Origin of the sequence: Escherichia sp. KTE96, assembly GCF_000408525.1 — a bacterium.
In the GTDB taxonomy this organism is placed as follows: Bacteria; Pseudomonadota; Gammaproteobacteria; order Enterobacterales; family Enterobacteriaceae; genus Escherichia; species Escherichia marmotae.
The window spans coordinates 2165142-2187668 of the sequence record NZ_KE137149.1; the positions used below are offsets into that span (position 1 = coordinate 2165142).

The 22527-nt window shown below is 50.4% G+C and carries 20 protein-coding genes; 11 read left to right on the top strand and 9 right to left on the bottom strand.

Annotated features, from left to right (window positions below):
• Window positions 1-13 precede the first annotated feature (13 nt).
• Window positions 14-556, top strand: a complete 543-nt coding sequence (gene zapC / locus A1WG_RS04625; protein WP_001220666.1) for a cell division protein ZapC — start codon at window positions 14-16, stop codon at window positions 554-556.
• Here zapC and A1WG_RS04620 read toward each other — a convergent pair.
• The gene (locus A1WG_RS04620; protein ID WP_001516128.1) at window positions 553-1662 is read right to left on the bottom strand and encodes a YcbX family protein; all 1110 of its coding nucleotides are present in this window, start codon (window positions 1660-1662) and stop codon (window positions 553-555) included. The two genes, zapC and A1WG_RS04620, sit on opposite strands and share 4 nt — an antisense overlap.
• Window positions 1663-1906: 244 nt before the next feature.
• Here A1WG_RS04620 and rlmKL point away from each other — a divergent pair, with 244 nt between their 5' ends.
• From rlmKL to rmf, 6 genes are all read left to right on the top strand, one after another.
• On the top strand, window positions 1907-4015 hold the full coding sequence (gene rlmKL / locus A1WG_RS04615; RefSeq protein WP_001086563.1) for a bifunctional 23S rRNA (guanine(2069)-N(7))-methyltransferase RlmK/23S rRNA (guanine(2445)-N(2))-methyltransferase RlmL: 2109 nt from the start codon (window positions 1907-1909) through the stop codon (window positions 4013-4015).
• Between the two features lie 11 nt (window positions 4016-4026).
• Window positions 4027-5934, top strand: a complete 1908-nt coding sequence (locus A1WG_RS04610) for an ABC transporter ATP-binding protein (RefSeq protein ID WP_000053064.1) — start codon at window positions 4027-4029, stop codon at window positions 5932-5934.
• A gap of 201 nt (window positions 5935-6135) precedes the next feature.
• On the top strand, window positions 6136-7389 hold the full coding sequence (pqiA, locus tag A1WG_RS04605; RefSeq protein WP_001516129.1) for a membrane integrity-associated transporter subunit PqiA: 1254 nt from the start codon (window positions 6136-6138) through the stop codon (window positions 7387-7389).
• A gap of 4 nt (window positions 7390-7393) precedes the next feature.
• On the top strand, window positions 7394-9034 hold the full coding sequence (gene pqiB / locus A1WG_RS04600; RefSeq protein ID WP_000445524.1) for an intermembrane transport protein PqiB: 1641 nt from the start codon (window positions 7394-7396) through the stop codon (window positions 9032-9034).
• On the top strand, window positions 9031-9594 hold the full coding sequence (pqiC, locus tag A1WG_RS04595; protein WP_001516130.1) for a membrane integrity-associated transporter subunit PqiC: 564 nt from the start codon (window positions 9031-9033) through the stop codon (window positions 9592-9594). Before pqiB ends, pqiC begins: the two co-directional genes overlap by 4 nt.
• A 255-nt stretch (window positions 9595-9849) precedes the next feature.
• Complete coding sequence (gene rmf / locus A1WG_RS04590) at window positions 9850-10017, top strand: ribosome modulation factor (RefSeq protein ID WP_000828647.1); 168 nt, start codon at window positions 9850-9852, stop codon at window positions 10015-10017.
• A gap of 69 nt (window positions 10018-10086) precedes the next feature.
• Here the strand turns inward: rmf and fabA are convergent, their stop codons facing one another.
• Complete coding sequence (fabA, locus tag A1WG_RS04585) at window positions 10087-10605, bottom strand: bifunctional 3-hydroxydecanoyl-ACP dehydratase/trans-2-decenoyl-ACP isomerase (RefSeq protein ID WP_000227927.1); 519 nt, start codon at window positions 10603-10605, stop codon at window positions 10087-10089.
• Between the two features lie 68 nt (window positions 10606-10673).
• Entirely contained in the window at window positions 10674-12434 is a 1761-nt protein-coding gene (locus A1WG_RS04580) for an AAA family ATPase (RefSeq protein ID WP_000156540.1), read from the bottom strand.
• A 187-nt stretch (window positions 12435-12621) separates the two neighbouring features.
• Between A1WG_RS04580 and matP the strand changes: the two genes are divergently transcribed.
• The gene (gene matP / locus A1WG_RS04575; RefSeq protein WP_001516131.1) at window positions 12622-13074 is read left to right on the top strand and encodes a macrodomain Ter protein MatP; all 453 of its coding nucleotides are present in this window, start codon (window positions 12622-12624) and stop codon (window positions 13072-13074) included.
• Window positions 13075-13148: 74 nt separating this feature from the next.
• Here matP and ompA read toward each other — a convergent pair whose 3' ends face one another.
• Window positions 13149-14201: a porin OmpA gene (gene ompA / locus A1WG_RS04570; RefSeq protein ID WP_001516132.1), complete on the bottom strand. Its 1053-nt coding sequence runs from the start codon at window positions 14199-14201 to the stop codon at window positions 13149-13151.
• 355 nt (window positions 14202-14556) lie between these two features.
• On the bottom strand, window positions 14557-15066 hold the full coding sequence (gene sulA / locus A1WG_RS04565; protein WP_000288698.1) for an SOS-induced cell division inhibitor SulA: 510 nt from the start codon (window positions 15064-15066) through the stop codon (window positions 14557-14559).
• 217 nt (window positions 15067-15283) lie between these two features.
• On the opposite strand from sulA, the gene sxy reads away from it, so the two are divergent.
• On the top strand, window positions 15284-15913 hold the full coding sequence (sxy, locus tag A1WG_RS04560; RefSeq protein WP_000839163.1) for a CRP-S regulon transcriptional coactivator Sxy: 630 nt from the start codon (window positions 15284-15286) through the stop codon (window positions 15911-15913).
• Here sxy and yccS read toward each other — a convergent pair.
• Both yccS and A1WG_RS04550 read right to left on the bottom strand, forming a co-directional pair.
• Window positions 15876-18038 carry a YccS family putative transporter gene (gene yccS / locus A1WG_RS04555; RefSeq protein WP_001516133.1) on the bottom strand — a complete coding sequence of 721 codons (2163 nt, stop codon included), beginning with the start codon at window positions 18036-18038 and terminating at the stop codon, window positions 15876-15878. The two genes, sxy and yccS, sit on opposite strands and share 38 nt — an antisense overlap.
• Before the next feature lie 9 nt (window positions 18039-18047).
• Window positions 18048-18494, bottom strand: a complete 447-nt coding sequence (locus A1WG_RS04550) for a YccF domain-containing protein (protein WP_001261229.1) — start codon at window positions 18492-18494, stop codon at window positions 18048-18050.
• Between the two features lie 122 nt (window positions 18495-18616).
• On the opposite strand from A1WG_RS04550, the gene helD reads away from it, so the two are divergent.
• Window positions 18617-20671 carry a DNA helicase IV gene (helD, locus tag A1WG_RS04545; RefSeq protein ID WP_001516134.1) on the top strand — a complete coding sequence of 685 codons (2055 nt, stop codon included), beginning with the start codon at window positions 18617-18619 and terminating at the stop codon, window positions 20669-20671.
• A gap of 31 nt (window positions 20672-20702) precedes the next feature.
• On the opposite strand, the gene mgsA is transcribed toward helD, so the two are convergent.
• Complete coding sequence (mgsA, locus tag A1WG_RS04540; protein ID WP_001516135.1) at window positions 20703-21161, bottom strand: methylglyoxal synthase; 459 nt, start codon at window positions 21159-21161, stop codon at window positions 20703-20705.
• A 95-nt stretch (window positions 21162-21256) separates the two neighbouring features.
• Entirely contained in the window at window positions 21257-21919 is a 663-nt protein-coding gene (locus tag A1WG_RS04535) for a DUF2057 family protein (RefSeq protein WP_000847778.1), read from the bottom strand.
• A gap of 172 nt (window positions 21920-22091) precedes the next feature.
• On the opposite strand from A1WG_RS04535, the gene A1WG_RS04530 reads away from it, so the two are divergent.
• Window positions 22092-22505: a CoA-binding protein gene (locus A1WG_RS04530; RefSeq protein ID WP_001516136.1), complete on the top strand. Its 414-nt coding sequence runs from the start codon at window positions 22092-22094 to the stop codon at window positions 22503-22505.
• Window positions 22506-22527 lie beyond the last annotated feature (22 nt).

Below are 22527 nucleotides of genomic sequence, written 5' to 3' on the forward strand. Positions count from 1 at the left end.
AGAGGAGAGGCATATGCGAATTAAACCAGATGATAACTGGCGTTGGTATTACGATGAAGAGCATGATCGAATGATGCTTGATTTAGCCAATGGTATGCTATTTCGCTCACGTTTTGCTCGTAAAATGCTGACACCGGATGCTTTTTCTCCTGCGGGATTTTGCGTTGATGACGCCGCGCTCTATTTCACGTTTGAAGAAAAATGCCGCGACCTTAACTTATCAAAAGAACAAAAAGCCGAACTGGTGCTTAATGCGCTGGTGGCGATTCGTTACCTCAAACCGCAAATGCCGAAAAGCTGGCATTTTGTTTCTCATGGCGAAATGTGGGCACCAGTATCGGGTGATGCAGCCTGTGTCTGGTTAAGCGACACCAATGAGCAAGTCAATTTACTGGTTATTGAATCTGGCGAAAATGCTGCACTGTGCCTGCTGGCACAGCCTTGCGTCGTCATCGCCGGGCGCGCCATGCAACTGGGTGACGCTATCAAAATTATGAATGACAGGCTGAGACCGCACGTGAGTTATGACAGCGTCAGCCTTGAACAAGCCGTTTAACCTTTCAGTTTCAATGCACTCTTCGGCACACAACTACAGCAAAGAATTGTTCCGTCGTCGCTCATAGCTGATTTTTTCAGCGGGGTGACTTCGCCTTCCAGAAGCTGGATACGACAACTTCCGCAGATGCCAGCACGGCAAGAATAGGGAATACGAATCCCTTGATTTTCTAATTGTTCCAGTAATACCTGTTGGTTATTACCGCGAAATGCCTGCCCTTGCCAGTCGATATCTACATTTGCGTCCGCTTGTTGTGTCGCTGGGAAAGTGTCGTCCGCTGCGGCTGCGCCGTAGGCTTTTGCCGGTGCCGTTGCCAGAATTTCCACTTCATCGCCAACACGAATAACACCGCTGTTGCGGGCAATCAGGTTCTGACCGAAATCGACATCGCCGTTATCCTGGGCAGTACGGAAAGATTGCAACGTTTTTAATGGTTCGCCAGCCGGATGCTTTTGCCCTTTTTCCGGGCTAACGGTGGTGAAAATACAACGGCTACATGGCTTCACCACATCGAACACCACATCGCCAATACGAATCACTTTCCAGGTGTCTTCTTCCCACGCAGGCACGCCAGAAACAACCAGATTGGGGCGGAATTGTTCCATTCTGACGCTTGCCGGACAGCGTTGCTGTACATCACGTAATGAGGATTCATTCGCGAGTAGATACGGATAGCCATCAGCGAATGACAGGGGTACAGTGTTGTGGCGTTTTACGCGCCGCGTCATCTGCGGCCCCACCCAGCGCAACTGCACTTCGCGGGAGAAAAATCCACTTAACCATGTGTTGATCGTGGCTGGAGCAATACGTGCAGTAAAATGGTTGCCCCACACTTCCGTTGGTGCGTCCTGTACGGCGAAATCGGCAAAGCGTACCCACGCGCTGCTGCCATCGGGCGCAGTGAGATGCAGACCGTCATGAACGGGAGAGGGGGTAAAGCGCACCATCTGTGGAAACTGACGGGCGGTAATAAATGTGCCGTCGGGTTCTGTCAGCATAAAAATTCGATCGAAGGCCAGCCCGCTGATATCTGCAAGAGCGTGTGTCAGACCAATGCCGCGCATGGATTTAACAGGATGAATAAAAAGCCGGGTTAATGTCGCCACGGAGCGGTCCTCAAATGAAAATAAGCCCTCAACTTTATGACATGACGCACTTATTAGCTATAATGCGCAACAATTTTCTTAGAGCCTATACCAATAGGCTATTTTATTTGTCAGTTCGGCCCTGGGCTGCGCCCGAAATCATTAGGTACTACGTGTACGCACCGGTTTCTCCGCGCTGCCCATCTCCTGACTGACTGCAACAATTACGCCTACTGCGGTAGGCTCTTAGAGTAAAAGTGACGATATGAATTCTCTGTTTGCCAGTACGGCCCGTGGGCTGGAAGAGCTGTTAAAAACTGAACTGGAAAACCTGGGGGCCGTTGAATGCCAGGTGGTTCAGGGTGGGGTCCATTTCAAGGGCGACACGCGGCTTGTTTACCAGAGCCTGATGTGGAGCCGCCTGGCCTCGCGTATTATGTTGCCGCTGAGCGAGTGCAAGGTTTACAGCGATTTAGACCTCTATCTCGGTGTTCAGGCGATCAACTGGACAGAGATGTTTAATCCAGGCGCGACCTTCGCTGTTCACTTCAGCGGCTTGAATGACACCATCCGTAACAGCCAGTATGGCGCGATGAAAGTGAAAGATGCCATCGTTGATGCTTTCACGCGTAAGAATCTGCCGCGTCCGAATGTTGATCGCGATACGCCGGATATCCGCGTTAACGTCTGGCTGAATAAAGAAACCGCCAGCATTGCTCTCGACTTAAGCGGTGACGGTTTACATCTGCGTGGCTATCGTGATCGTGCGGGTATTGCGCCAATCAAAGAAACCCTGGCGGCGGCTATTGTAATGCGTTCCGGCTGGCAGCCGGGAACACCACTGCTCGATCCGATGTGTGGTTCCGGTACGTTGCTGATTGAAGCGGCGATGCTGGCGACCGATCGCGCACCGGGCTTGCACCGTGGGCGTTGGGGATTTAGCGGCTGGGCGCAGCACGACGAAGCCATCTGGCAGGAAGTAAAAGCTGAAGCACAGACCCGTGCCCGTAAAGGTCTGGCGGAATACAGCTCTCATTTTTACGGTTCCGACAGCGATGCGCGGGTGATTCAACGCGCACGCACTAACGCCCGCCTCGCCGGTATTGGCGAACTGATTACTTTTGAAGTGAAAGATGTCGCGCAACTGACCAATCCGCTGCCAAAAGGGCCGTACGGTACAGTACTGAGCAACCCGCCATATGGTGAACGTCTGGACAGCGAACCGGCGCTGATTGCGCTACATAGCCTGCTGGGTCGAACCATGAAAAACCAGTTTGGTGGCTGGAATCTCTCTTTATTCAGCGCTTCGCCGGATTTGTTAAGTTGCCTGCAACTGCGCGCAGACAAACAGTACAAAGCGAAAAACGGACCGCTGGACTGCGTGCAGAAAAATTACCACGTTGCCGAAAGTACTCCGGACAGCAAACCAGCGATGGTGGCGGAAGATTACGCTAACCGTCTGCGTAAAAACCTGAAAAAGTTCGAGAAGTGGGCACGCCAGGAAGGGATTGAATGTTATCGCCTGTATGACGCCGATTTGCCGGAATACAACGTTGCCGTTGACCGCTATGCTGACTGGGTGGTGGTGCAGGAGTATGCGCCGCCGAAAACGATTGATGCGCACAAAGCGCGTCAGCGCCTGTTCGATATTATCGCCGCGACCATTTCGGTATTGGGGATTGCGCCAAACAAACTGGTGCTGAAAACCCGTGAACGGCAGAAGGGTAAAAATCAGTATCAGAAACTGGGCGAAAAAGGCGAGTTTCTTGAAGTCACTGAATACAACGCTCACTTATGGGTGAATCTGACGGATTACCTCGATACTGGTCTGTTCCTCGATCACCGCATCGCACGCCGTATGCTCGGTCAAATGAGCAAAGGCAAAGATTTCCTCAACCTCTTCTCCTATACCGGTAGCGCCACCGTGCATGCGGGATTAGGCGGCGCACGCAGCACCACTACGGTGGATATGTCGCGTACGTATCTGGAGTGGGCAGAACGCAACCTGCGTCTGAATGGCTTAACTGGCCGTGCGCATCGACTGATTCAGGCCGATTGCCTGGCGTGGCTGCGTGAGGCTAATGAGCAGTTCGATCTAATCTTTATCGATCCGCCAACCTTCTCTAACTCAAAACGAATGGAAGATGCGTTTGATGTTCAGCGCGATCATCTGGCGCTGATGAAAGATCTGAAGCGTCTGCTGCGCGCAGGGGGGACGATTATGTTCTCAAACAACAAACGCGGTTTTCGTATGGATCTCGACGGACTGGCAAAACTGGGGCTGAAAGCACAAGAAATTACGCAAAAAACACTTTCCCAGGATTTTGCCCGTAACCGCCAGATCCACAACTGCTGGCTGATTACCGCAGCCTGAAAGGAATAGTAATGTCATTAATCAGTATGCATGGCGCATGGCTGTCGTTCAGCGACGCGCCACTTCTCGATAATGCAGAGCTGCATATCGAAGATAACGAACGTGTTTGTCTGGTGGGCCGTAATGGCGCGGGCAAATCGACGTTAATGAAGATCCTCAACCGTGAACAGGGGCTGGATGACGGTCGCATTATTTACGAGCAAGATTTAATCGTTGCTCGTCTGCAACAAGATCCGCCGCGTAACGTTGAGGGAAGCGTTTATGATTTCGTCGCTGAAGGTATTGAAGAACAAGCGGAATACCTGAAACGCTACCACGATATTTCACGCCTGGTGATGAATGACCCGAGCGAGAAAAATCTTAACGAACTGGCGAAAGTTCAGGAACAGCTTGATCACCATAACCTGTGGCAACTGGAAAACCGCATCAACGAAGTACTGGCACAATTGGGATTAGATCCCAATGCTGCGCTGTCGTCGCTTTCTGGCGGTTGGTTGCGTAAAGCGGCATTAGGACGTGCGCTGGTTAGCAATCCGCGCGTATTACTGCTCGACGAACCGACCAACCATCTGGATATCGAAACTATCGACTGGTTGGAAGGTTTCCTCAAAACATTCAACGGGACGATAATTTTCATCTCCCACGATCGTTCATTTATTCGCAATATGGCGACGCGTATTGTCGACCTCGATCGCGGTAAGCTGGTGACCTATCCTGGGAATTACGACCAGTATTTACTGGAAAAAGAAGAAGCTCTGCGCGTGGAAGAACTACAAAATGCTGAGTTCGATCGCAAGCTGGCACAGGAAGAGGTGTGGATCCGTCAGGGGATCAAAGCGCGTCGTACCCGTAATGAAGGTCGTGTACGTGCCCTGAAAGCGATGCGTCGTGAACGTAGCCAGCGCCGCGAGGTAATGGGCACAGCGAAGATGCAGGTCGAAGAGGCCAGCCGCTCCGGTAAAATCGTCTTTGAAATAGAAGATGTTTGCTATCAGGTTGAGGGCAAACAACTGGTGAAAGATTTTTCCGCTCAGGTGCAACGTGGCGACAAAATTGCGTTGATTGGCCCGAATGGTTGCGGAAAAACCACGTTGTTAAAACTGATGCTGGGGCAACTTCAGCCAGACAGCGGGCGCATCCATGTCGGGACGAAACTGGAGGTGGCTTATTTCGATCAGCATCGTGCGGAACTCGATCCCGATAAAACGGTGATGGATAACCTGGCAGAAGGTAAGCAAGAGGTGATGGTTAACGGTAAACCACGCCACGTGCTGGGCTATTTGCAGGACTTCCTGTTCCATCCGAAACGGGCGATGACGCCGGTACGTGCACTTTCTGGTGGGGAGCGTAACCGTCTGCTGCTGGCGCGTCTGTTCCTCAAACCAAGTAACTTACTGATCCTTGATGAACCGACCAACGACCTTGACGTCGAAACGCTGGAACTGCTTGAAGAACTCATCGACAGCTACCAGGGCACGGTGTTGCTGGTGAGCCACGATCGTCAGTTTGTCGATAACACCGTAACAGAATGCTGGATCTTTGAAGGTGAAGGTAAAATCGGTCGTTATGTTGGCGGTTATCACGACGCTCGCGGTCAGCAAGAACAGTATGTGGCGCTTAAGCAACCAGCGGTGAAGAAAACCGAAGAAGTGCCTGTGCCAAAAGCAGAAACTGTAAAACGCAGCACGAGCAAACTAAGCTATAAACTGCAGCGCGAACTGGAACAGCTCCCGCAATTACTTGAAGAGCTGGAAGCAAAGCTGGAAGCCTTACAGGCACAGGTGGCAGATGCCTCCTTCTTCAGTCAGTCTCATGAACATACGCAAAAAGTGCTTGCCGATCTGGCTGCTGCTGAGCAGGAGCTGGAACAAGCTTTTGAGCGTTGGGAGTATCTTGAAGCGTTGAAAAATGGTGGCTGATCGCAAAACAGTTGTTTGATATAGAGGCTGATGACAAAGATAAATTGCCTGATGCGCTACGCTTATCAGGCATGAGGGAAACCTCAATTTATTGGATTTGTACAATTTATCATGCCGGAAAAGGCGCTCGCGCCGCATCCGGCATGAAAAACGAATACTTTGTCAGCAATCTGTAAAATAGCGCATCATTAAGGAGTACCAATGTGCGAACATCATCATGCCGCGAAGCATATTTTGTGCCCGCAGTGTGACATGCTGGTGGCGTTACCCCACCTTGAGCATGGTCAGAAAGCGGCATGTCCCCGGTGTGGCACGACGTTAACTGTTGCGTGGGATGCCCCACGTCAGCGCCCCACAGCATACGCGTTGGCTGCACTGTTTATGCTGTTGCTGTCCAACCTGTTTCCTTTTGTGAAAATGAACGTCGCCGGGGTAACCAGCGAAATTACGTTGCTGGAAATTCCTGGCGTGTTGTTTTCCGAAAACTATGCCAGCCTTGGCACTTTCTTTCTGTTATTTGTGCAACTGGTTCCTGCGTTTTGCCTGATAACTATTTTGTTATTGGTCAACCGCGCGGAATTGCCAGTTCGCCTGAAAGAGCACTTAGGACGGGTGCTTTTTCAACTTAAAACCTGGGGAATGGCGGAGATTTTCCTCGCTGGTGTACTGGTGAGTTTCGTTAAACTGATGGCTTATGGCAGCATTGGCGTAGGCAGCAGTTTTATTCCCTGGTGTTTGTTCTGCGTGCTTCAGTTGCGTGCCTTTCAGTGTGTCGATCGCCGTTGGTTATGGGATGATATTGCTCCTATGCCTGCGCTGAATCAGCCGCTGAAACCGGGGGTGACAGGTATTAACCAGGGGCTGCGCTCCTGTTCTTGTTGCACAGCAATCCTTCCTGCCGATGAACCGGTGTGCCCACGCTGTAGCACCAAAGGGTATGTTCGACGTAAAAACAGTCTGCAATGGACGCTGGCGTTGCTCGTTACGTCGATCATGCTGTATCTCCCTGCCAATATCTTGCCCATCATGGTGACCGATTTTTTAGGTGCAAAGATGCCGTCGACTATTCTCGCCGGGGTGATCTTGCTGTGGAGCGAAGGTTCTTATCCGGTCGCTGCGGTTATCTTTTTGGCCAGTATCATGGTTCCGACCTTAAAAATGATCGCCATTGGCTGGTTGTGCTGGGATGCCAAAGGACACGGCAAGCGTGACAGCGAAAGAATGCATTTGATTTACGAAGTTGTTGAGTTTGTAGGCCGCTGGTCAATGATTGACGTTTTCGTGATTGCGGTGCTCTCGGCGCTGGTGCGTATGGGAGGTTTAATGAGTATTTATCCGGCAATGGGTGCATTAATGTTTGCTTTAGTCGTCATTATGACAATGTTTTCTGCGATGACGTTTGACCCGCGTTTGTCGTGGGATCGTCAACCTGAACCAGAGCATGAGGAGTCCTGACAGTATGGAATCTAATAATGGGGAAGCCAAAATCCAGAAAGTGAAGAACTGGTCTCCCGTGTGGATATTTCCTATCGTCACGGCGCTTATAGGAGCGTGGGTTCTTTTTTATCATTACAGCCATCAGGGGCCGGAAGTGACCCTGATCACCGCGAATGCGGAAGGGATAGAAGGTGGCAAGACCACTATTAAAAGCCGTAGTGTTGATGTCGGCGTGGTTGAAAGCGCCACACTGGCTGATGATTTGACGCACGTTGAAATCAAAGCGCGTTTGAACGCAGGTATGGAAAAACTGCTGCATAAAGATACCGTTTTTTGGGTAGTAAAACCGCAGATTGGTCGCGAGGGCATTAGCGGCCTGGGGACTCTGCTGTCAGGGGTTTATATTGAGCTGCAGCCTGGGGCGAAAGGGGGCAAGCAGACGAGATACGATTTGCTTGATTCACCACCGCTGGCTCCGCCGGATGCGAAAGGGATTCGGGTGATACTTGACAGTAAAAAAGCCGGGCAGCTTTCTCCGGGGGATCCGGTGTTATTCCGCGGCTTTCGGGTTGGCTCGGTGGAAACCAGCACGTTTGATACCCAAAAACGTAATATTAGTTACCAGCTCTTTGTTAACGCGCCTTACGACCGACTGGTGACCAGCAATGTTCGCTTCTGGAAGGACAGTGGCATTGCGGTTGATCTCACGTCAGCGGGAATGCGCGTGGAGATGGGTTCGTTGACAACGCTACTCAGCGGCGGCGTCAGCTTTGACGTGCCTGAAGGGCTGGATTTAGGGCAGCCTGTTGCACCGAAAACAGCATTCGTTTTGTATGACGATCAGAAGAGCATTCAGGATTCGCTGTACACCGATCACATTGATTATCTGATGTTCTTTAAAGATTCGGTACGCGGCCTGCAGCCTGGCGCACCAGTGGAATTCCGTGGTATTCGCCTGGGTACAGTCAGTAAGGTGCCTTTCTTTGCGCCGAATATGCGTCAGACATTTAATGATGATTACCGTATTCCGGTACTCATTCGCATTGAACCGGAACGACTGAAAATGCAGCTTGGCGAAAATGCGGATGTCGTTAAGCATCTCGGAGAGTTGTTGAAGCGTGGTTTACGTGGATCGCTGAAAACCGGAAATCTGGTTACTGGCGCACTCTATGTTGATCTCGATTTCTACCCGAATACGCCAGCGATAACTGGGATCCGAGAGTTTAATGGTTATCAGATTATCCCGACCGTTAGCGGCGGCCTGGCGCAAATCCAGCAGCGTCTGATGGAGGCGTTGGATAAGATCAACAAACTTCCGTTGAATCCGATGATTGAGCAGGCGACCAGCACGCTGTCGGAAAGCCAGCGCACGATGAAAAACCTGCAAACTACGCTGGATAGTATGAACAAGATTCTGGCCAGCCAGTCGATGCAGCAGTTGCCGACGGATATGCAGTCAACGTTGCGTGAGCTGAATCGCAGTATGCAGGGCTTCCAGCCTGGCTCCGCAGCTTACAACAAGATGGTGGCGGATATGCAGCGTCTTGATCAGGTCTTGCGTGAATTGCAACCAGTGCTGAAAACGCTCAATGAGAAGAGCAACGCGCTGGTATTTGAAGCGAAGGACAAAAAAGATCCAGAGCCGAAGAGGGCGAAACAATGAAAAAGTGGCTAGTGACGATCGCGGCACTGTGGCTGGCCGGATGCAGCTCCGGCGAAATCAATAAAAACTATTACCAGTTACCTGTTATGCAGAGCGGTACGCAAAGTACCGCCAGCCAGGGTAATCGCCTGTTATGGGTAGAGCAGGTCGCAGTTCCTGACTATCTGGCGGGGAATGGCGTGGTTTATCAAACCAGCGATGTGAAGTATGTGATTGCCAACAACAACCTGTGGGCCAGCCCACTAGATCAACAGTTGCGCAACACCCTGGTCGCCAACCTGAGTACGCAACTGCCCGGTTGGGTGGTTGCCTCCCAGCCTTTGGGAAGCGCCCAGGACACGCTCAACGTAACCGTAACTGAGTTTAACGGCCGCTATGATGGCAAGGTTATTGTCAGTGGCGAGTGGCTATTGAATCACCAGGGACAACTGATCAAACGGCCGTTCCGTCTGGAAGGGGTACAAAATCAGGATGGTTACGATGAAATGGTCAAAGTGCTGGCTAATGTCTGGAGTCAGGAAGCCGCTGCTATTGCGCAAGAGATAAAGCGTCTACCTTAATTATAAATATTTGTAAATATAACCGTCTCCGGCATGTTGCCAGAGGCGGTTTTTTTGTGCAATTCGCAGTAAAAAACTTGTTCCTCTTCACATTTTTTGTACAACCAACATGTCCGTGTGGCTCACAAATATGACAGTGGCGTGAATTTTGCGCATTGACGGCAGTTATGATTCGCGGTATTGCTTAACTGTGATTGCACATTTAGTAATCACTGTTTTCTTTTCCACCAGAAACCAGTATGAGGGAAACGAGGCATGAAGAGACAAAAACGAGATCGCCTGGAACGGGCACATCAACGTGGTTATCAGGCCGGCATCGCCGGACGCTCAAAAGAAATGTGTCCCTATCAGACGCTGAATCAAAGGTCAGAATGGCTGGGAGGCTGGCGAGAAGCCATGGCGGACAGGGTAGTTATGGCCTGATTCTGTCTCTTTAAAAAGAAACCTCCGCAATGCGGAGGTTTCGCCTTTTAATATGCAGCCTGATTTAAATCAGAATGCAGAAGTATCCTGGAACAGACCAACTTTCAGATCGCTGGCGGTGTAGATCAGACGACCATCAACCAGTACTTCGCCGTCTGCCAGACCCATGATCAAGCGACGGTTAACAATGCGTTTAAAGTGAATACGATAGGTCACTTTTTTTGCCGTAGGTAGAACCTGACCAGTGAATTTCACTTCGCCTACGCCCAGTGCGCGGCCTTTACCTTCGCCGCCCAGCCAGCCCAGGTAGAACCCTACCAACTGCCACATGGCATCCAGGCCCAGACATCCCGGCATTACCGGATCACCGATGAAGTGACAACCGAAGAACCACAGATCCGGGTTAATATCCAGTTCTGCTTCAACATACCCTTTGTCGAAGTTGCCACCGGTTTCGGTCATTTTGACCACCCGATCCATCATTAGCATGTTCGGCGCTGGCAATTGTGGGCCTTTTGCGCCAAACAGTTCACCGCGACCAGAGGCAAGAAGGTCTTCTTTTGTATAGGATTCGCGTTTATCTACCATGTTCTCTGTAAGCCTTATTTTATTGAAGCACGCAGGATAGCTAACACGTGTACGCTGAACAAGTCCGATCAGTTCGGAATAAACCAGTTCAGCCAACGTAATGGCCACGGAAAACGGTGACGACCTTCCTGTTGCGATGCTTGCGCAATACGCTCCTGTATGGTCTGCATCAACGTCGTCTGGCCTTCGCCATCCCACATCAGATTTAATAATAAAGGCAGTGCATCAGTGACATCGTCCACTGCCCAGATTGTGAATTTGCCTTCCTCAACCGCCTTCACCAGTTCGCTGTGAAGACTCAAATGGCGAACGTTAGCCGTAGGGATAATCACGCCTTGTTTACCACTTAACTCACGCTGTTGGCAGATAGCGAAGAAACCTTCAATTTTCTCATTTAAACCGCCGACTGGCTGGGCGCGACCGAATTGATCCACCGAACCTGTGATAGCGATACTCTGATTCACCGGTACATCGGCAAGGGCGCTTATCAGGGCGCAGAGTTCAGCCATTGAGGCGCTATCGCCATCCACTTCGCTATATGACTGCTCAAAAGTCAGTGATGCCGAGAAAGGGATCTGTTGCTCGAGCTGCAGTTCCGACATCAGGAACGCCTGCATGATCATCATCCCTTTAGCGTGTATGTTGCCGCCAAGCTCGGCTTTGCGTTCGATATCGGTAAATTCGCCGTCGCCTATATGCACAACACAGCTAATACGAGAAGGTTCGCCAAAAGCGCGCGGATGGCCCGGAAATTCGATAACCGAAAGAGCGTTAATCTGCCCAACGCGTTCACCTTCGGTTTCGATCAGGATCTGCTCCTGAAGGATCTCATCCTGCATCCGTTCGGCAAGGAATCCTTCGCGCCATTCCCGCTGTTGTAGCATCAAGTTTAGCTGCTCGCCGGTAAAGCTATCGCCTTCGCATAAGGATGCGACTTCTTTACACTGGCGCAGGATCCACTGCGGTCCAAGCGGCAGAGTTTCTTGATCACCTGTGTAGCGGGTGGCTTCGCGGATAAGCACAGGCCAGGCATCGGCACCAGGCGCAGGTAACTGGTTATGTCGGGCGATAAACGTAACCCACCGACACCACTGGCTTACTGATCCCGCATCGACAATCTGGAGGGTATCTTCAAATTCACTATAAATAGCCTGCTCAGACAGTTCCGGCTCCATCTCCTGAAAATCAGCCAATGACTCGCGTTCACCGACCAGAATGACTTTAAGCTTCAGCGGTATTGAAGGAACAGAGACAGGGAGGGGGCGCGACTCATCAAACGCTACCCAGTCAAAACGTTCGCGCTTGACGATATTTTTCAGCCGCATCCACAGCAGAGGTTGTGCCAGCAGTGTACGCAAGGAGATGATTAAAATACCGCCATTTGCCTGATGCACCAGCCCTGGTTGCAAGGTAATGTCGCCATTAAACTGGCGAAGGCAGCCAAAGAGTTGTTCCGCTTCCACCCAGTCAGCAATGACGACTTGCGTTAGTGTTGCGAAATTATCATTTGCGCTAACGGCGTTACGTAAGCGAATGGTGTGGCCGGAAATCTCATAGTGACCGCCCATCAGTTGGCCTGCATCGCTTTGTAGCGTGCTTGCGGCATCGGCAATGAAATTCAGATACTCGGACTCTTCCGGGGCTTTCGCCAGCATAAAAGAGGATGATGCTCGGGCGTGCAGTAACTGTTCCAGCGCAAATTGCAGCCGCGGTTGAATGTCACTGAATAAAGGCTCGTTTTCGTCAATCAAATGTGGCTGTGCAAATACTTCCTGATAGCTTTCGGTATCAGGGACTAAGTCACGCCATGCAAGTTTCGTAATGGTCAAAGTTGATGTTTTTTAGTCTGTTGTCAAAGATGCGATTATACCGTAACCGACACTTCAGCACACGTGGAAAGCGCTGACAAAAGACCAGGCATTCACGCTAAAGCATCACAGGATGCGAGATTCTTTTCATCACACAGTTAAAAAACTGATATTCTGTAAAGAGTTACAGGGTAACATTGAGATCGCTATGAAATATCAACAACTTGAAAATCTGGAAAGCGGTTGGAAATGGAAGTATCTGGTGAAGAAACACCGTGAAGGGGAGTTAATCACCCGTTACCTGGAAGCCAGTGCCGCCCAGGAAGCCGTTGACGTGTTGCTATCGCTGGAAAATGAACCCGTGCATGTTAATGGCTGGATTGAAAAGCATATGAATCCGGAGCTGGTCAATCGCATGAAGCAGACCATTCGGGCCAGACGGAAACGCCATTTTAATGCGGAACATCAGTACACACGTAAGAAATCAATTGATCTGGAATTTATTGTCTGGCAACGGCTGGCAGGTCTTGCGCAGCGTCGCGGTAAAACGCTTTCCGAAACGATTGTCCAGCTAATTGAAGATGCAGAAAACAAAGAAAAATATGCGAATAAAATGTCTTCTTTGAAGCAGGATTTGCAGGCCTTGCTGGGTAAGGAATAACTTGCAAAGATTATTTACTTTACTGAAGACGAAAAAAACCCCGCGTGAAGCGGGGTTTTTTATCAGACGAGAACTTAAGCCTGCGGCTGAGTTACAACGTCTTTGATACCTTTAACTTCGATCTCTACGCGACGATCCGGAGCCAGGCAGTCGATCAGTGCAGCGCGCTGTTTCACGTTGTCACAGGTGTTGCCGGTAACCGGGTTGGATTCGCCCATACCACGTGCAGAGATTTTGTCAGACGGGATACCTTTAGAGATCAGGTAATCAACGACGGACTGAGCACGACGCTCGGACAGAGCCTGGTTGTAAGCGTCAGAACCGATGCGGTCAGTGTAACCCAGAACAACTACGGAACCGTCTTTCGGATCCAGGTTGCTCAGTTGGCTGTACAGCTGATCCAGAGCAGCCTGACCTTCCGGTTTCAGGGTTGCTTTGTTGAAGTTGAACAGAACGTCAGACTTCAGAGTGAAGTGCTTGGTCTGTACTTCCGGTGCCGGAGCTGGAGCCGGAGCAACTACTGGAGCTGCTTCGCCCTGACCGAAACGGTAGGAAACACCCAGGCTCAGCAGGCCGTTGTCCGGACGAGTGCCGATGGTGTGTGCGTCACCGATGTTGTTGGTCCACTGGTATTCCAGACGGGTAGCGATTTCAGGAGTGATCGCGTACTCAACACCACCTGCGAATACCGGGGAAACGCCGGTGTCGTGGTCTTTATAGGATGCGCCACCAGGTACGTTAGCCTTGGTGTCCGCACGCCATACCATACCACCCAGACGAGTGTAGATGTCCAGATCGTCAGTGATTGGGTAACCCAGTTTAGCGGTCAGTTGAACGCCCTGAGCTTTGTATGCGCCATTGATGTTGTCGCCTTTGTACGGCATACGACCTAACCAGTCGTAACCCATTTCAAAGCCAACATACGGGTTAACCTGGTAACCACCAAAAGCACCTGCACCCAGTTGGTTTTCGTGGGTCGGACCATTGTTAGGAATGAAACCAGTGTCATGGTACTGGGACCAGCCCAGTTTAGCACCAGTGTACCAGGTGTTATCTTTCGGAGCGGCCTGCGCTACGGTAGCGAAACCAGCCAGTGCCACTGCAATCGCGATAGCTGTCTTTTTCATTTTTTGCGCCTCGTTATCATCCAAAATACGCCATGAATATCTCCAACGAGATAACACGGTTAAATCCTTCACCGGGGATCTGCTCAATATTAACTCTACCGATATCTTCGGCTTATGCCGAGCACCCCTGGCGATGTAAAGTCTACAACGTAGTTGAAAACTTACAAGTGTGAACTCCGTCAGGCATATGAAAAAAAAGATTTGTATAAGGTACGTTTAACCTTTTTTGTTAACGATAATTTACAGCATAAAATCGCGGAAACCGCTTCAGACAAGCCTCCGCAGGGAAAATGAGCCATGAGTGAAATCATCAGCCGGACGGTAAAAAAAGTTCCAGGATTAATCCTAAATTTACTTAATGATACAAATTAGAGTGAATTTTTAACCCGGAAAGTTGTCTCGTGGCGTGAGAGGATGCGCTTACTGGACGCATAATGAACCCCATTGCGTTACCTTCATTGGCGGCATCCACAAGTTCAGCATGTTCTTCTTCTGTCAGATCATCTGCTAACCAACCGATCACCACGCTGTAATTTCCTGTGCGTAATGCGCGAACCATTGATTCCACTGTGTGGCAAGGGGAAAGCTGGTTGATCTGCATCACTTTCGTTAAAGGTAGTCCAGCAGCCTGAACCCATTCACGACTCAATTTTTGTTGTGGCGTTAACCATAACTGCCAACGCGATTGTTGGCCGAGTTGTTGTAATAATGGCAAAAGCAAGAGTTGCGTCATCATGGGCTGATCTTCGCGATAGACAACTTCACTAATTAGCCCAGCTGTAGTGTTTTCCGTAGAGACACGCGCGATTTTGCTTGTTGCGGATGAGAACAACGAAGAACGATGTGCATAGCCTGAAGTGTACATAATCAATCCAGCCCTGTGAGTTACTGTATAGATATACAGTACATCCGGTGACAACAAAGATCAACCCTATTTTCGGAAAGTGCCTCGCAAATTTTGTCGTTGGTGGCTGGAAAACATAAATTAATCTTGCCCCTTGAGAATAAGTTGCCTATTTTCGTATTTAACGGATCCGTTAATGTGAATCATTCTTTTATATTATGATTTTAAAAGGAATTTTATGAAAAGCCTCTCCTATAAGCGGATCTATAAGTCACAGAAATACCTGGCAACGTTGGGCACAATTGAATACCGATCATTGTTTGGTAGTTACAGTCTGACCGTTGACGACACGGTATTTGCGGTAGTTTCTGATGGTGAGTTGTATCTTCGGGCTTGTGAGCAAAGCGCACAATACTGTGTAAAACATCCGCCAGTCTGGCTGACATATAAAAAGTGTGGACGGTTCGTTACCCTCAATTACTATCGGGTTGATGAAAGTTTATGGCGAAATCAACTGAAGCTGGTACGTCTGTCAAAATATTCTCTCGACGCAGCGCTTAAAGAGAAAACTACACGTAATACTCGGGAAAGACTGAAAGATTTGCCCAATATGTCTTTTCATCTGGAAGCGATTCTCGGGGAAGTGGGGATTAAGGATGTACGGGCGTTACGTATACTTGGGGCGAAAATGTGTTGGTTGCGGCTGCGGCAGCAAAATAGTCTGGTGACAGAAAAGATCTTGTTTATGCTTGAAGGCGCAATTATCGGTATTCATGAAGCAGCGCTCCCGGTGGCACGCCGCCAGGAGCTTGCTGAATGGGCTGATTCTATTACGCCAAAGCAGGATTTTCCTGCGGAACTTGAGTAATCCTGTGCTGCAGGCGGCCAATTTCTGGCAGTAATGCAATCAATAACCCGATTTGTTGTACAACCAGAGGCTCCTTGCTGTCTGCTCGCGGCTCAAGTTGCTGCATCCGTTGTTTCAGGCCTGCTAATGCCTGATTGACGCGTTCTTCATCGGCAGGTTGATGATGTAGCGCGTCATCAACGTAGCAAACAGCATCATCAAGAAACGCCAGAATTTCAGGATTAGTTAACTGCTCACGGTGTGCGCCGAGGGCTGAGATGTAGCTGGTGAATGTATGGTTGAGACACAGTAACCGGAACGCGTCTTCGCGAATTTGCGGTGTAACGTTCGGTTCGCTGGACATATTCGACACTACTGAAGCCAGCTCTGCATCGCGGTTGTGGGCATCGCGGCGGGCAATACGATACGCCAGACGGTTATCACGTCCCTGATGATATTGCTCGAGAATGGCATCGAGATAGCGGCAGTTGGCCTCGGTCGCGCGTTCAAGCATCCTGGGCAGATTGCGGAAACGCCAGTCTGGCCAGATGTAACTTACCGCTGCCCATGCTATGGCACACCCGATTAGCGTATCGATTACGCGTGGCAGCGCCACTTCAAAACCCTCACCCAGCAGATTGAAGCACAGCAGCACCAACAGCGTAATGAACATCGTTGCATGAGCGTATTGCACGTTACGGAAGGCGAAAAAGAGCACGCCGGTAATGACCAGGAGCACCAATTGCCCTTCCAGTGATGGAACAAACCACAGCACTGGAATACCAATCGCAATACCCACCAACGTACCAATAATCCTTAACTTCAGGCGGTGGCGCGTGGCGTTATAGTTTGGCTGGCAAACAAACAGGCTGGTCAGCAAGATCCAGTAACCGTGATGCATCCCGGTTATCTGAATGATGGCGTAGCCGACGCACAACACCAGTGACATCCTTACCGCGTGGCGGAAGAGGGCGGATTCCGGCGTAAAGTTACGGCTAAGGCGCAGCCAGATATCACTTAATCCGTGTGGGCTGTCGTCGGCAAGTTGGCTTTCAGTATCGTTATGCGGCATCGCCTGAGCTTGCTCTGATTCAATCGTCGCCAGTTGAGCATCAATGGCGCGTAAGTTTGTCAGCAGAAATCCCAACGTTTTTAGCAAATCAATCGGCGCACCGTTATCGCGCATCCGCTCAAGCGCTGCGTCAATGTGAGTGAAGGCGCGTTCAAAATGCGGGTCGTGTTGGTAAGGCTGACGCAGCAAAATACAGCGTGACAGTTGCTGGCAAGCTTGTCCCTGCATTGACATCAGCCGCTGGAAACGGAACAGCACGTCGCTGTGGCGAAAATGTTCCCGCAACGTTTGATATTGAATATGAGAAGAGCTGGCACGCTCGTGGATATCTTGCGCCACAAAGTAGTAATGTAATGTGCGACGCGTTCCCCGTTGACCACGATCGCCGCGTAAGCGAGTCAGCAATGAGAGCTTCGTCTGGTTCAGCGTCGCCATTAGTTTCCCGTTGGCGAGAGCCAGTTCGTAGAGCGGCGCCTGGCTTTCGTCTTCTATATCGGGATCGAACATGCGTGATTTCAGTTCCAGATAACGTGCCAGTTGTTCATAGCAACGCGCCAGATTGTCCTGCAATGGGCGGACAGGGAACAGCAGATGGCCGATAAGCGTCAGGATGTTGTACCAGACGGCTCCTGCAAGCAGATACATAGGCTGTTGATACCAGTGCTCATACAGAGATGTTCCCAGCATGGTGTAAATGGCTATCAACAACGCGCCAAAAGCGATAGTCGCGTAGCGTTGCCCCAGTCCGCCGAGCAAAATGAAGCCGCTGGTGGAGAGCGTTAAGCCAATGGCAAACAACCAGGGCCACGGGAACAACAGTTCTACCGAGGCCGAAGCGATAAAAAAGCAGAACAGCGTAATGATGAGGTTACGCAGACGTCCCGCCAGCCGGTCATCGAGATCGGTCAATGCCGCCGCAACCATTCCGAGTGTCAGCGGAATCGTCAGTTTTACATCACCCAGCCACCACGGAAACGCAGTAGTACCGCAAAGTGCGATAAAAATGCGGGCGTAATACAGCCAGGCGCTGTTCCAGGTATAGCGTTTGAGCAAAGGGCTTAGCATAAAGGCCATAAAATTAGATTATTCGAAACGGCGGCGCGCATTCGCTTCACGCGCAGCTTGAGCTGTTTCCACAGAAACTACGCGGCGACCTACCGGCCACAGTGCAATAGCGGCAATTTTAAAGTTCGCAATGCCGACAGGAATACCGATGATGGTGAGGCATTGCGCAATACCAGAAGCAATATGCATCAAGCATAACCACCAGCCGAAGAAAATCAGCCAGAAAATATTCAGTACGGTGCCGCCCGTGTTGAGCAACACATTTTTACCCGCCGGATTCAGTTCATCGACATGAATAGCTTCATTGCCGTAGGGCAACAACGAAAGTTTAGTGATTTCCCAGCAGGAACGAGTCAGCGGTAAGGTAAAAATCAGCACAATACTGACAAGGGTCGCTAACAACCAGGCCAGGGTAGTGGCGAATCCGCCCAGGACAAAGTTCAGAATGTTCAAAACGGTACGCATAAAACCTCGCTTTACTGTGGTTTTCAGTAATGGGCGGCAATTGTAACGTTTTTTTGGGCTGGAGCACGTTTTCTCTGACGGTTACACTGATAAGAAATAACATCGTGTGGATCTACAGAGACATGGAACTGAAAGCGACAACTCTTGGCAAGCGTCTGGCACAGCACCCTTACGATCGGGCGGTGATCCTCAATGCCGGGATAAAAGTTTCCGGCGATCGTCACGAATATCTCATTCCTTTCAATCAATTACTGGCGATTCACTGTAAGCGCGGTCTGGTGTGGGGCGAGCTGGAATTTGTGTTGCCTGATGAAAAAGTAGTGCGTCTGCACGGCACCGAATGGGCTGAGACACAGCGTTTTCACCATCATCTTGATGCACACTGGCGGCGGTGGAGCGAGGAGATGAGCGAAATTGCGGCCGGCGTCTTACAGCAGCAACTCGATTTGATTGCCACGCGCACCGGCGACAATAAATGGCTGACGCGGGAGCAAACTTCTGGCGTACAGCAACAAATTCGCCAGGCTTTGTCGGCGTTACCGTTGCCGGTCAACCGGCTAGACGAATTCGATAACTGTCGTGAAGCGTGGCACAAATGTCAGGCCTGGCTGAAAGATATTGAAGGCAGTCGGTTGCAGCATAATCAGGCGTACACCGAAATCATGCTCAATAAGTATGCGGATTTTTTCCGTCAGGTTGAGTCTTCACCACTTAATCCGGCGCAGGCTCGTGCAGTTGTCAATGGCGAGCATTCGTTATTAGTACTTGCTGGCGCAGGAAGCGGAAAAACGTCCGTGCTGGTAGCGCGAGCCGGCTGGTTGCTGGCGCGCGGCGAAGCGTCTCCTGAGCAAATCTTATTGCTGGCGTTTGGCCGAAAAGCGGCTGAAGAGATGGATGAGCGTATTCGCGAACGGCTCCATACTGAAGACATTACCGCACGCACGTTTCATTCACTGGCGCTGCATATTATTCAGCAAGGTAGCAAAAAAGTACCGACAGTCAGCAACCTGGAAAATGATACTACTGCCCGTCATGAACTCTTTATTGCTGAGTGGCGCAAGCAATGCAGCGAGAAGAAAGCGCAGGCGAAGGGCTGGCGGCAATGGCTGACGGAAGAAATGCAGTGGTCAGTGCCAGAAGGTAACTTCTGGGATGATGAAAAATTGCAGCGTCGTCTCGCATCTCGCCTCGATCGCTGGGTAAACCTGATGCGGATGCACGGTGGTGCACAGGCTGAAATGATTGCCAGCGCGCCCGAGGAAATTCGTGACTTGTTCAGTAAACGCATCAAGTTGATGGCTCCCTTGTTGAAGGCGTGGAAAAGCGCACTGAAGGCAGAAAATGCCGTTGATTTTTCCGGTTTGATTCATCAGGCCATTGTAATCCTTGAGAAAGGCCGCTTTATCAGCCCGTGGAAACATATTCTGGTCGATGAGTTTCAGGATATCTCACCGCAGCGCGCCGCTTTGTTAGCGGCATTACGCAAGCAAAACAGTCAGACGACGTTGTTTGCCGTTGGCGATGATTGGCAGGCCATTTACCGCTTCAGCGGGGCGCAAATGTCGCTCACCACGGCTTTCCATGAAAACTTCGGTGAAGGCGATCGCTGTGATTTAGATACTACTTATCGTTTCAACAGCCGTATCGGGGAGGTGGCGAATCGCTTTATCCAGCAAAACCCCAGTCAACTGAAAAAGCCGCTAAACAGTTTAACCAATGGCGACAAAAAAGCCGTTACTCTGCTGGAAGAGAGCCAGCTTGATGCTTTGCTGGATAAACTGTCTGGTTATGCCAAACCGGAAGAGCGCATTCTGGTGCTGGCGCGTTACCATCATTTGAAACCCGTCAGTCTGGAAAAAGCGGCGACGCGCTGGCCGAAGTTGCAAATTGACTTTATGACGATTCATGCCAGCAAAGGGCAACAGGCGGATTACGTCATCATTGTTGGTTTGCAGGAGGGGAGTGATGGCTTCCCGGCTGCGGCGCGTGAGTCGATTATGGAAGAGGCGCTATTGCCGCCAGTGGAAGATTTCCCTGACGCCGAAGAACGGCGGTTAATGTACGTTGCGCTGACTCGTGCAAGGTATCGGGTATGGGCATTGTTCAACAAAGAGAATCCTTCTCCCTTTGTCGAAGTCCTGAAAAAACTGGATGTTCCGGTGGCGAGAAAACCGTAAGAAACAGGTGGCATTTGCCACCTGTGCAATATTATTTCAGGCGTTCCGCGAGATAACGCTGATAATCCGGGATCAGAATATCCACGGCGTCGTTGAAATGCGGCGACTGGATGATGAAATCTGCCGTTGCTACGTTGGTAGCGACCGGAATGTTCCACACTGTCGCCAGACGTAGCAATGCTTTCACATCGGGATCGTGCGGCACGGCGTTTAACGGGTCCCAGAAGAAAATCAGCACATCAATTTTCCCTTCAGAAATTAATGCGCCGACCTGCTGGTCACCGCCCATTGGGCCACTTAGCATGGCATTAACGTTCATTCCTGTTGCGCGGGAAATTAAGTTACCCGTGGTGCCCGTTGCATAAAGCTCGTGCTGCTCCAGAAGCGGTTGATGCCGCCCCACCCAGCTCATCAGCGTTTGTTTGCAGTGATCGTGTGCCACCAGCGCAATATGTTTCCGCGCAGGTAAAGTGCGAGTCGTCAGTTCCATAATTTACATCCGTAGTTAGCTTTCCTACAGATTACTGTAAGCACTTACCGCTGCAAGATAAAGACCGAAAAAGCCTGCGCGCAGGCACAAAAATATCAGGAAGATGGTTGTTTTTCCGCCCATTGCAGGAAGGTATTTCGCGTTTGTGGATCAGCCAGCTTAAACCAATACTTCAGCCGTTGTTCAGTGAGCACCTGAGATTGCGGTGGAATCGCATCCAGTTCGGAAACGCCAGAAAGCAGTGTGCTGTCATCTGCCATCATGGTGGCAAATTGCGGAAGCGAGGCGCGCTTCGCAGATTTGTTATAGCGTTCAACCTCTCCTTCATAATCAATCGTTTTTGCGGTTGAGGTAATCGCCAGAATATCCAGCTTTACCGGGATCGGCGTCGCATCGCCATCTAACAATTCAAGGCGCGGAGTGGCATCAAAATGGGTCGCTTCCCGTTCATTCTCCAGACGGGGCAGGCGAAAATTCACCTGGCTGATAAGTTGAGTATTAAAACTGACGACCAGAGGTGGGGAGATATACAGACGTTCTTCATTACCAGAAAGGTTGATGGTTTTCTCGACGCGAAACACTAATTGATGCGGGCCGTTATCCAGTTCAATGCTGTCCGCGCCGCGCAGCAGAGAACTGGAAACTTTCTTGCCGTCGAGCACCAGAAGGTCAACGTCGCTGGACAGCCGCAGCGTGGTGGCAAAAACGGTCACCGGCAAACATAATACAATCAAGGTGGTCAAAATGCCGGTTTTCATAGATAGCTCCTGTCTAATGACCGCCCGAATAATAATGTATCAAAATTTTTCTTTAATCATACTTACTAACATATAGACATATTTCCATCTTTTGCTCTCATACATTCGTATTAGCTGCATGGTTGGTATGTCGGTATTGTCGTACACTTTGGTAAATAGTCTGGAGGAAATGATGAAAGAAACCGATATTGCAGCCATTTTAACGTCCACTCACACCATTGCGCTGGTAGGGGCAAGTGATAAACCTGACCGTCCAAGTTATCGCGTAATGAAATATCTGCTTGATCAGGGCTATCACGTCATTCCTGTCTCACCAAAAGTCGCCGGTAAAACGCTGCTGGGCCAGCAGGGTTACGGTACGCTGGCGGAAGTTCCGGAAAAAGTAGATATGGTAGATGTCTTCCGTAATTCAGAAGCTGCGTGGGATGTAGCGCAGGAAGCTATCGCCATCGGTGCGAAAACCTTATGGATGCAGCTAGGGGTGATTAATGAGCAAGCTGCGGTACTGGCGCGGGAAGCTGGGTTAAATGTGGTAATGGATCGTTGCCCGGCCATTGAGATCCCTCGTCTGGGGCTGGCTAAATAAAAAAATCCCCGGAAGGCAAAAA

Bases quoted from the DNA above. Each gene is read 5' to 3' on its own strand.
- zapC (WP_001220666.1), top strand. From the start codon at position 14: ATGCGAATTAAACCAGATGATAACTGGCGTTGGTATTACGATGAAGAG.
- rlmKL (WP_001086563.1), top strand. From the start codon at position 1,907: ATGAATTCTCTGTTTGCCAGTACGGCCCGTGGGCTGGAAGAGCTGTTA.
- A1WG_RS04610 (WP_000053064.1), top strand. From the start codon at position 4,027: ATGTCATTAATCAGTATGCATGGCGCATGGCTGTCGTTCAGCGACGCG.
- pqiA (WP_001516129.1), top strand. From the start codon at position 6,136: ATGTGCGAACATCATCATGCCGCGAAGCATATTTTGTGCCCGCAGTGT.
- pqiB (WP_000445524.1), top strand. From the start codon at position 7,394: ATGGAATCTAATAATGGGGAAGCCAAAATCCAGAAAGTGAAGAACTGG.
- pqiC (WP_001516130.1), top strand. From the start codon at position 9,031: ATGAAAAAGTGGCTAGTGACGATCGCGGCACTGTGGCTGGCCGGATGC.
- rmf (WP_000828647.1), top strand. From the start codon at position 9,850: ATGAAGAGACAAAAACGAGATCGCCTGGAACGGGCACATCAACGTGGT.
- fabA (WP_000227927.1), bottom strand. From the start codon at position 10,605: ATGGTAGATAAACGCGAATCCTATACAAAAGAAGACCTTCTTGCCTCT.
- matP (WP_001516131.1), top strand. From the start codon at position 12,622: ATGAAATATCAACAACTTGAAAATCTGGAAAGCGGTTGGAAATGGAAG.
- ompA (WP_001516132.1), bottom strand. From the start codon at position 14,201: ATGAAAAAGACAGCTATCGCGATTGCAGTGGCACTGGCTGGTTTCGCT.
- sulA (WP_000288698.1), bottom strand. From the start codon at position 15,066: ATGTACACTTCAGGCTATGCACATCGTTCTTCGTTGTTCTCATCCGCA.
- sxy (WP_000839163.1), top strand. From the start codon at position 15,284: ATGAAAAGCCTCTCCTATAAGCGGATCTATAAGTCACAGAAATACCTG.
- yccS (WP_001516133.1), bottom strand. From the start codon at position 18,038: ATGGCCTTTATGCTAAGCCCTTTGCTCAAACGCTATACCTGGAACAGC.
- A1WG_RS04550 (WP_001261229.1), bottom strand. From the start codon at position 18,494: ATGCGTACCGTTTTGAACATTCTGAACTTTGTCCTGGGCGGATTCGCC.
- helD (WP_001516134.1), top strand. From the start codon at position 18,617: ATGGAACTGAAAGCGACAACTCTTGGCAAGCGTCTGGCACAGCACCCT.
- mgsA (WP_001516135.1), bottom strand. From the start codon at position 21,161: ATGGAACTGACGACTCGCACTTTACCTGCGCGGAAACATATTGCGCTG.
- A1WG_RS04535 (WP_000847778.1), bottom strand. From the start codon at position 21,919: ATGAAAACCGGCATTTTGACCACCTTGATTGTATTATGTTTGCCGGTG.
- A1WG_RS04530 (WP_001516136.1), top strand. From the start codon at position 22,092: ATGAAAGAAACCGATATTGCAGCCATTTTAACGTCCACTCACACCATT.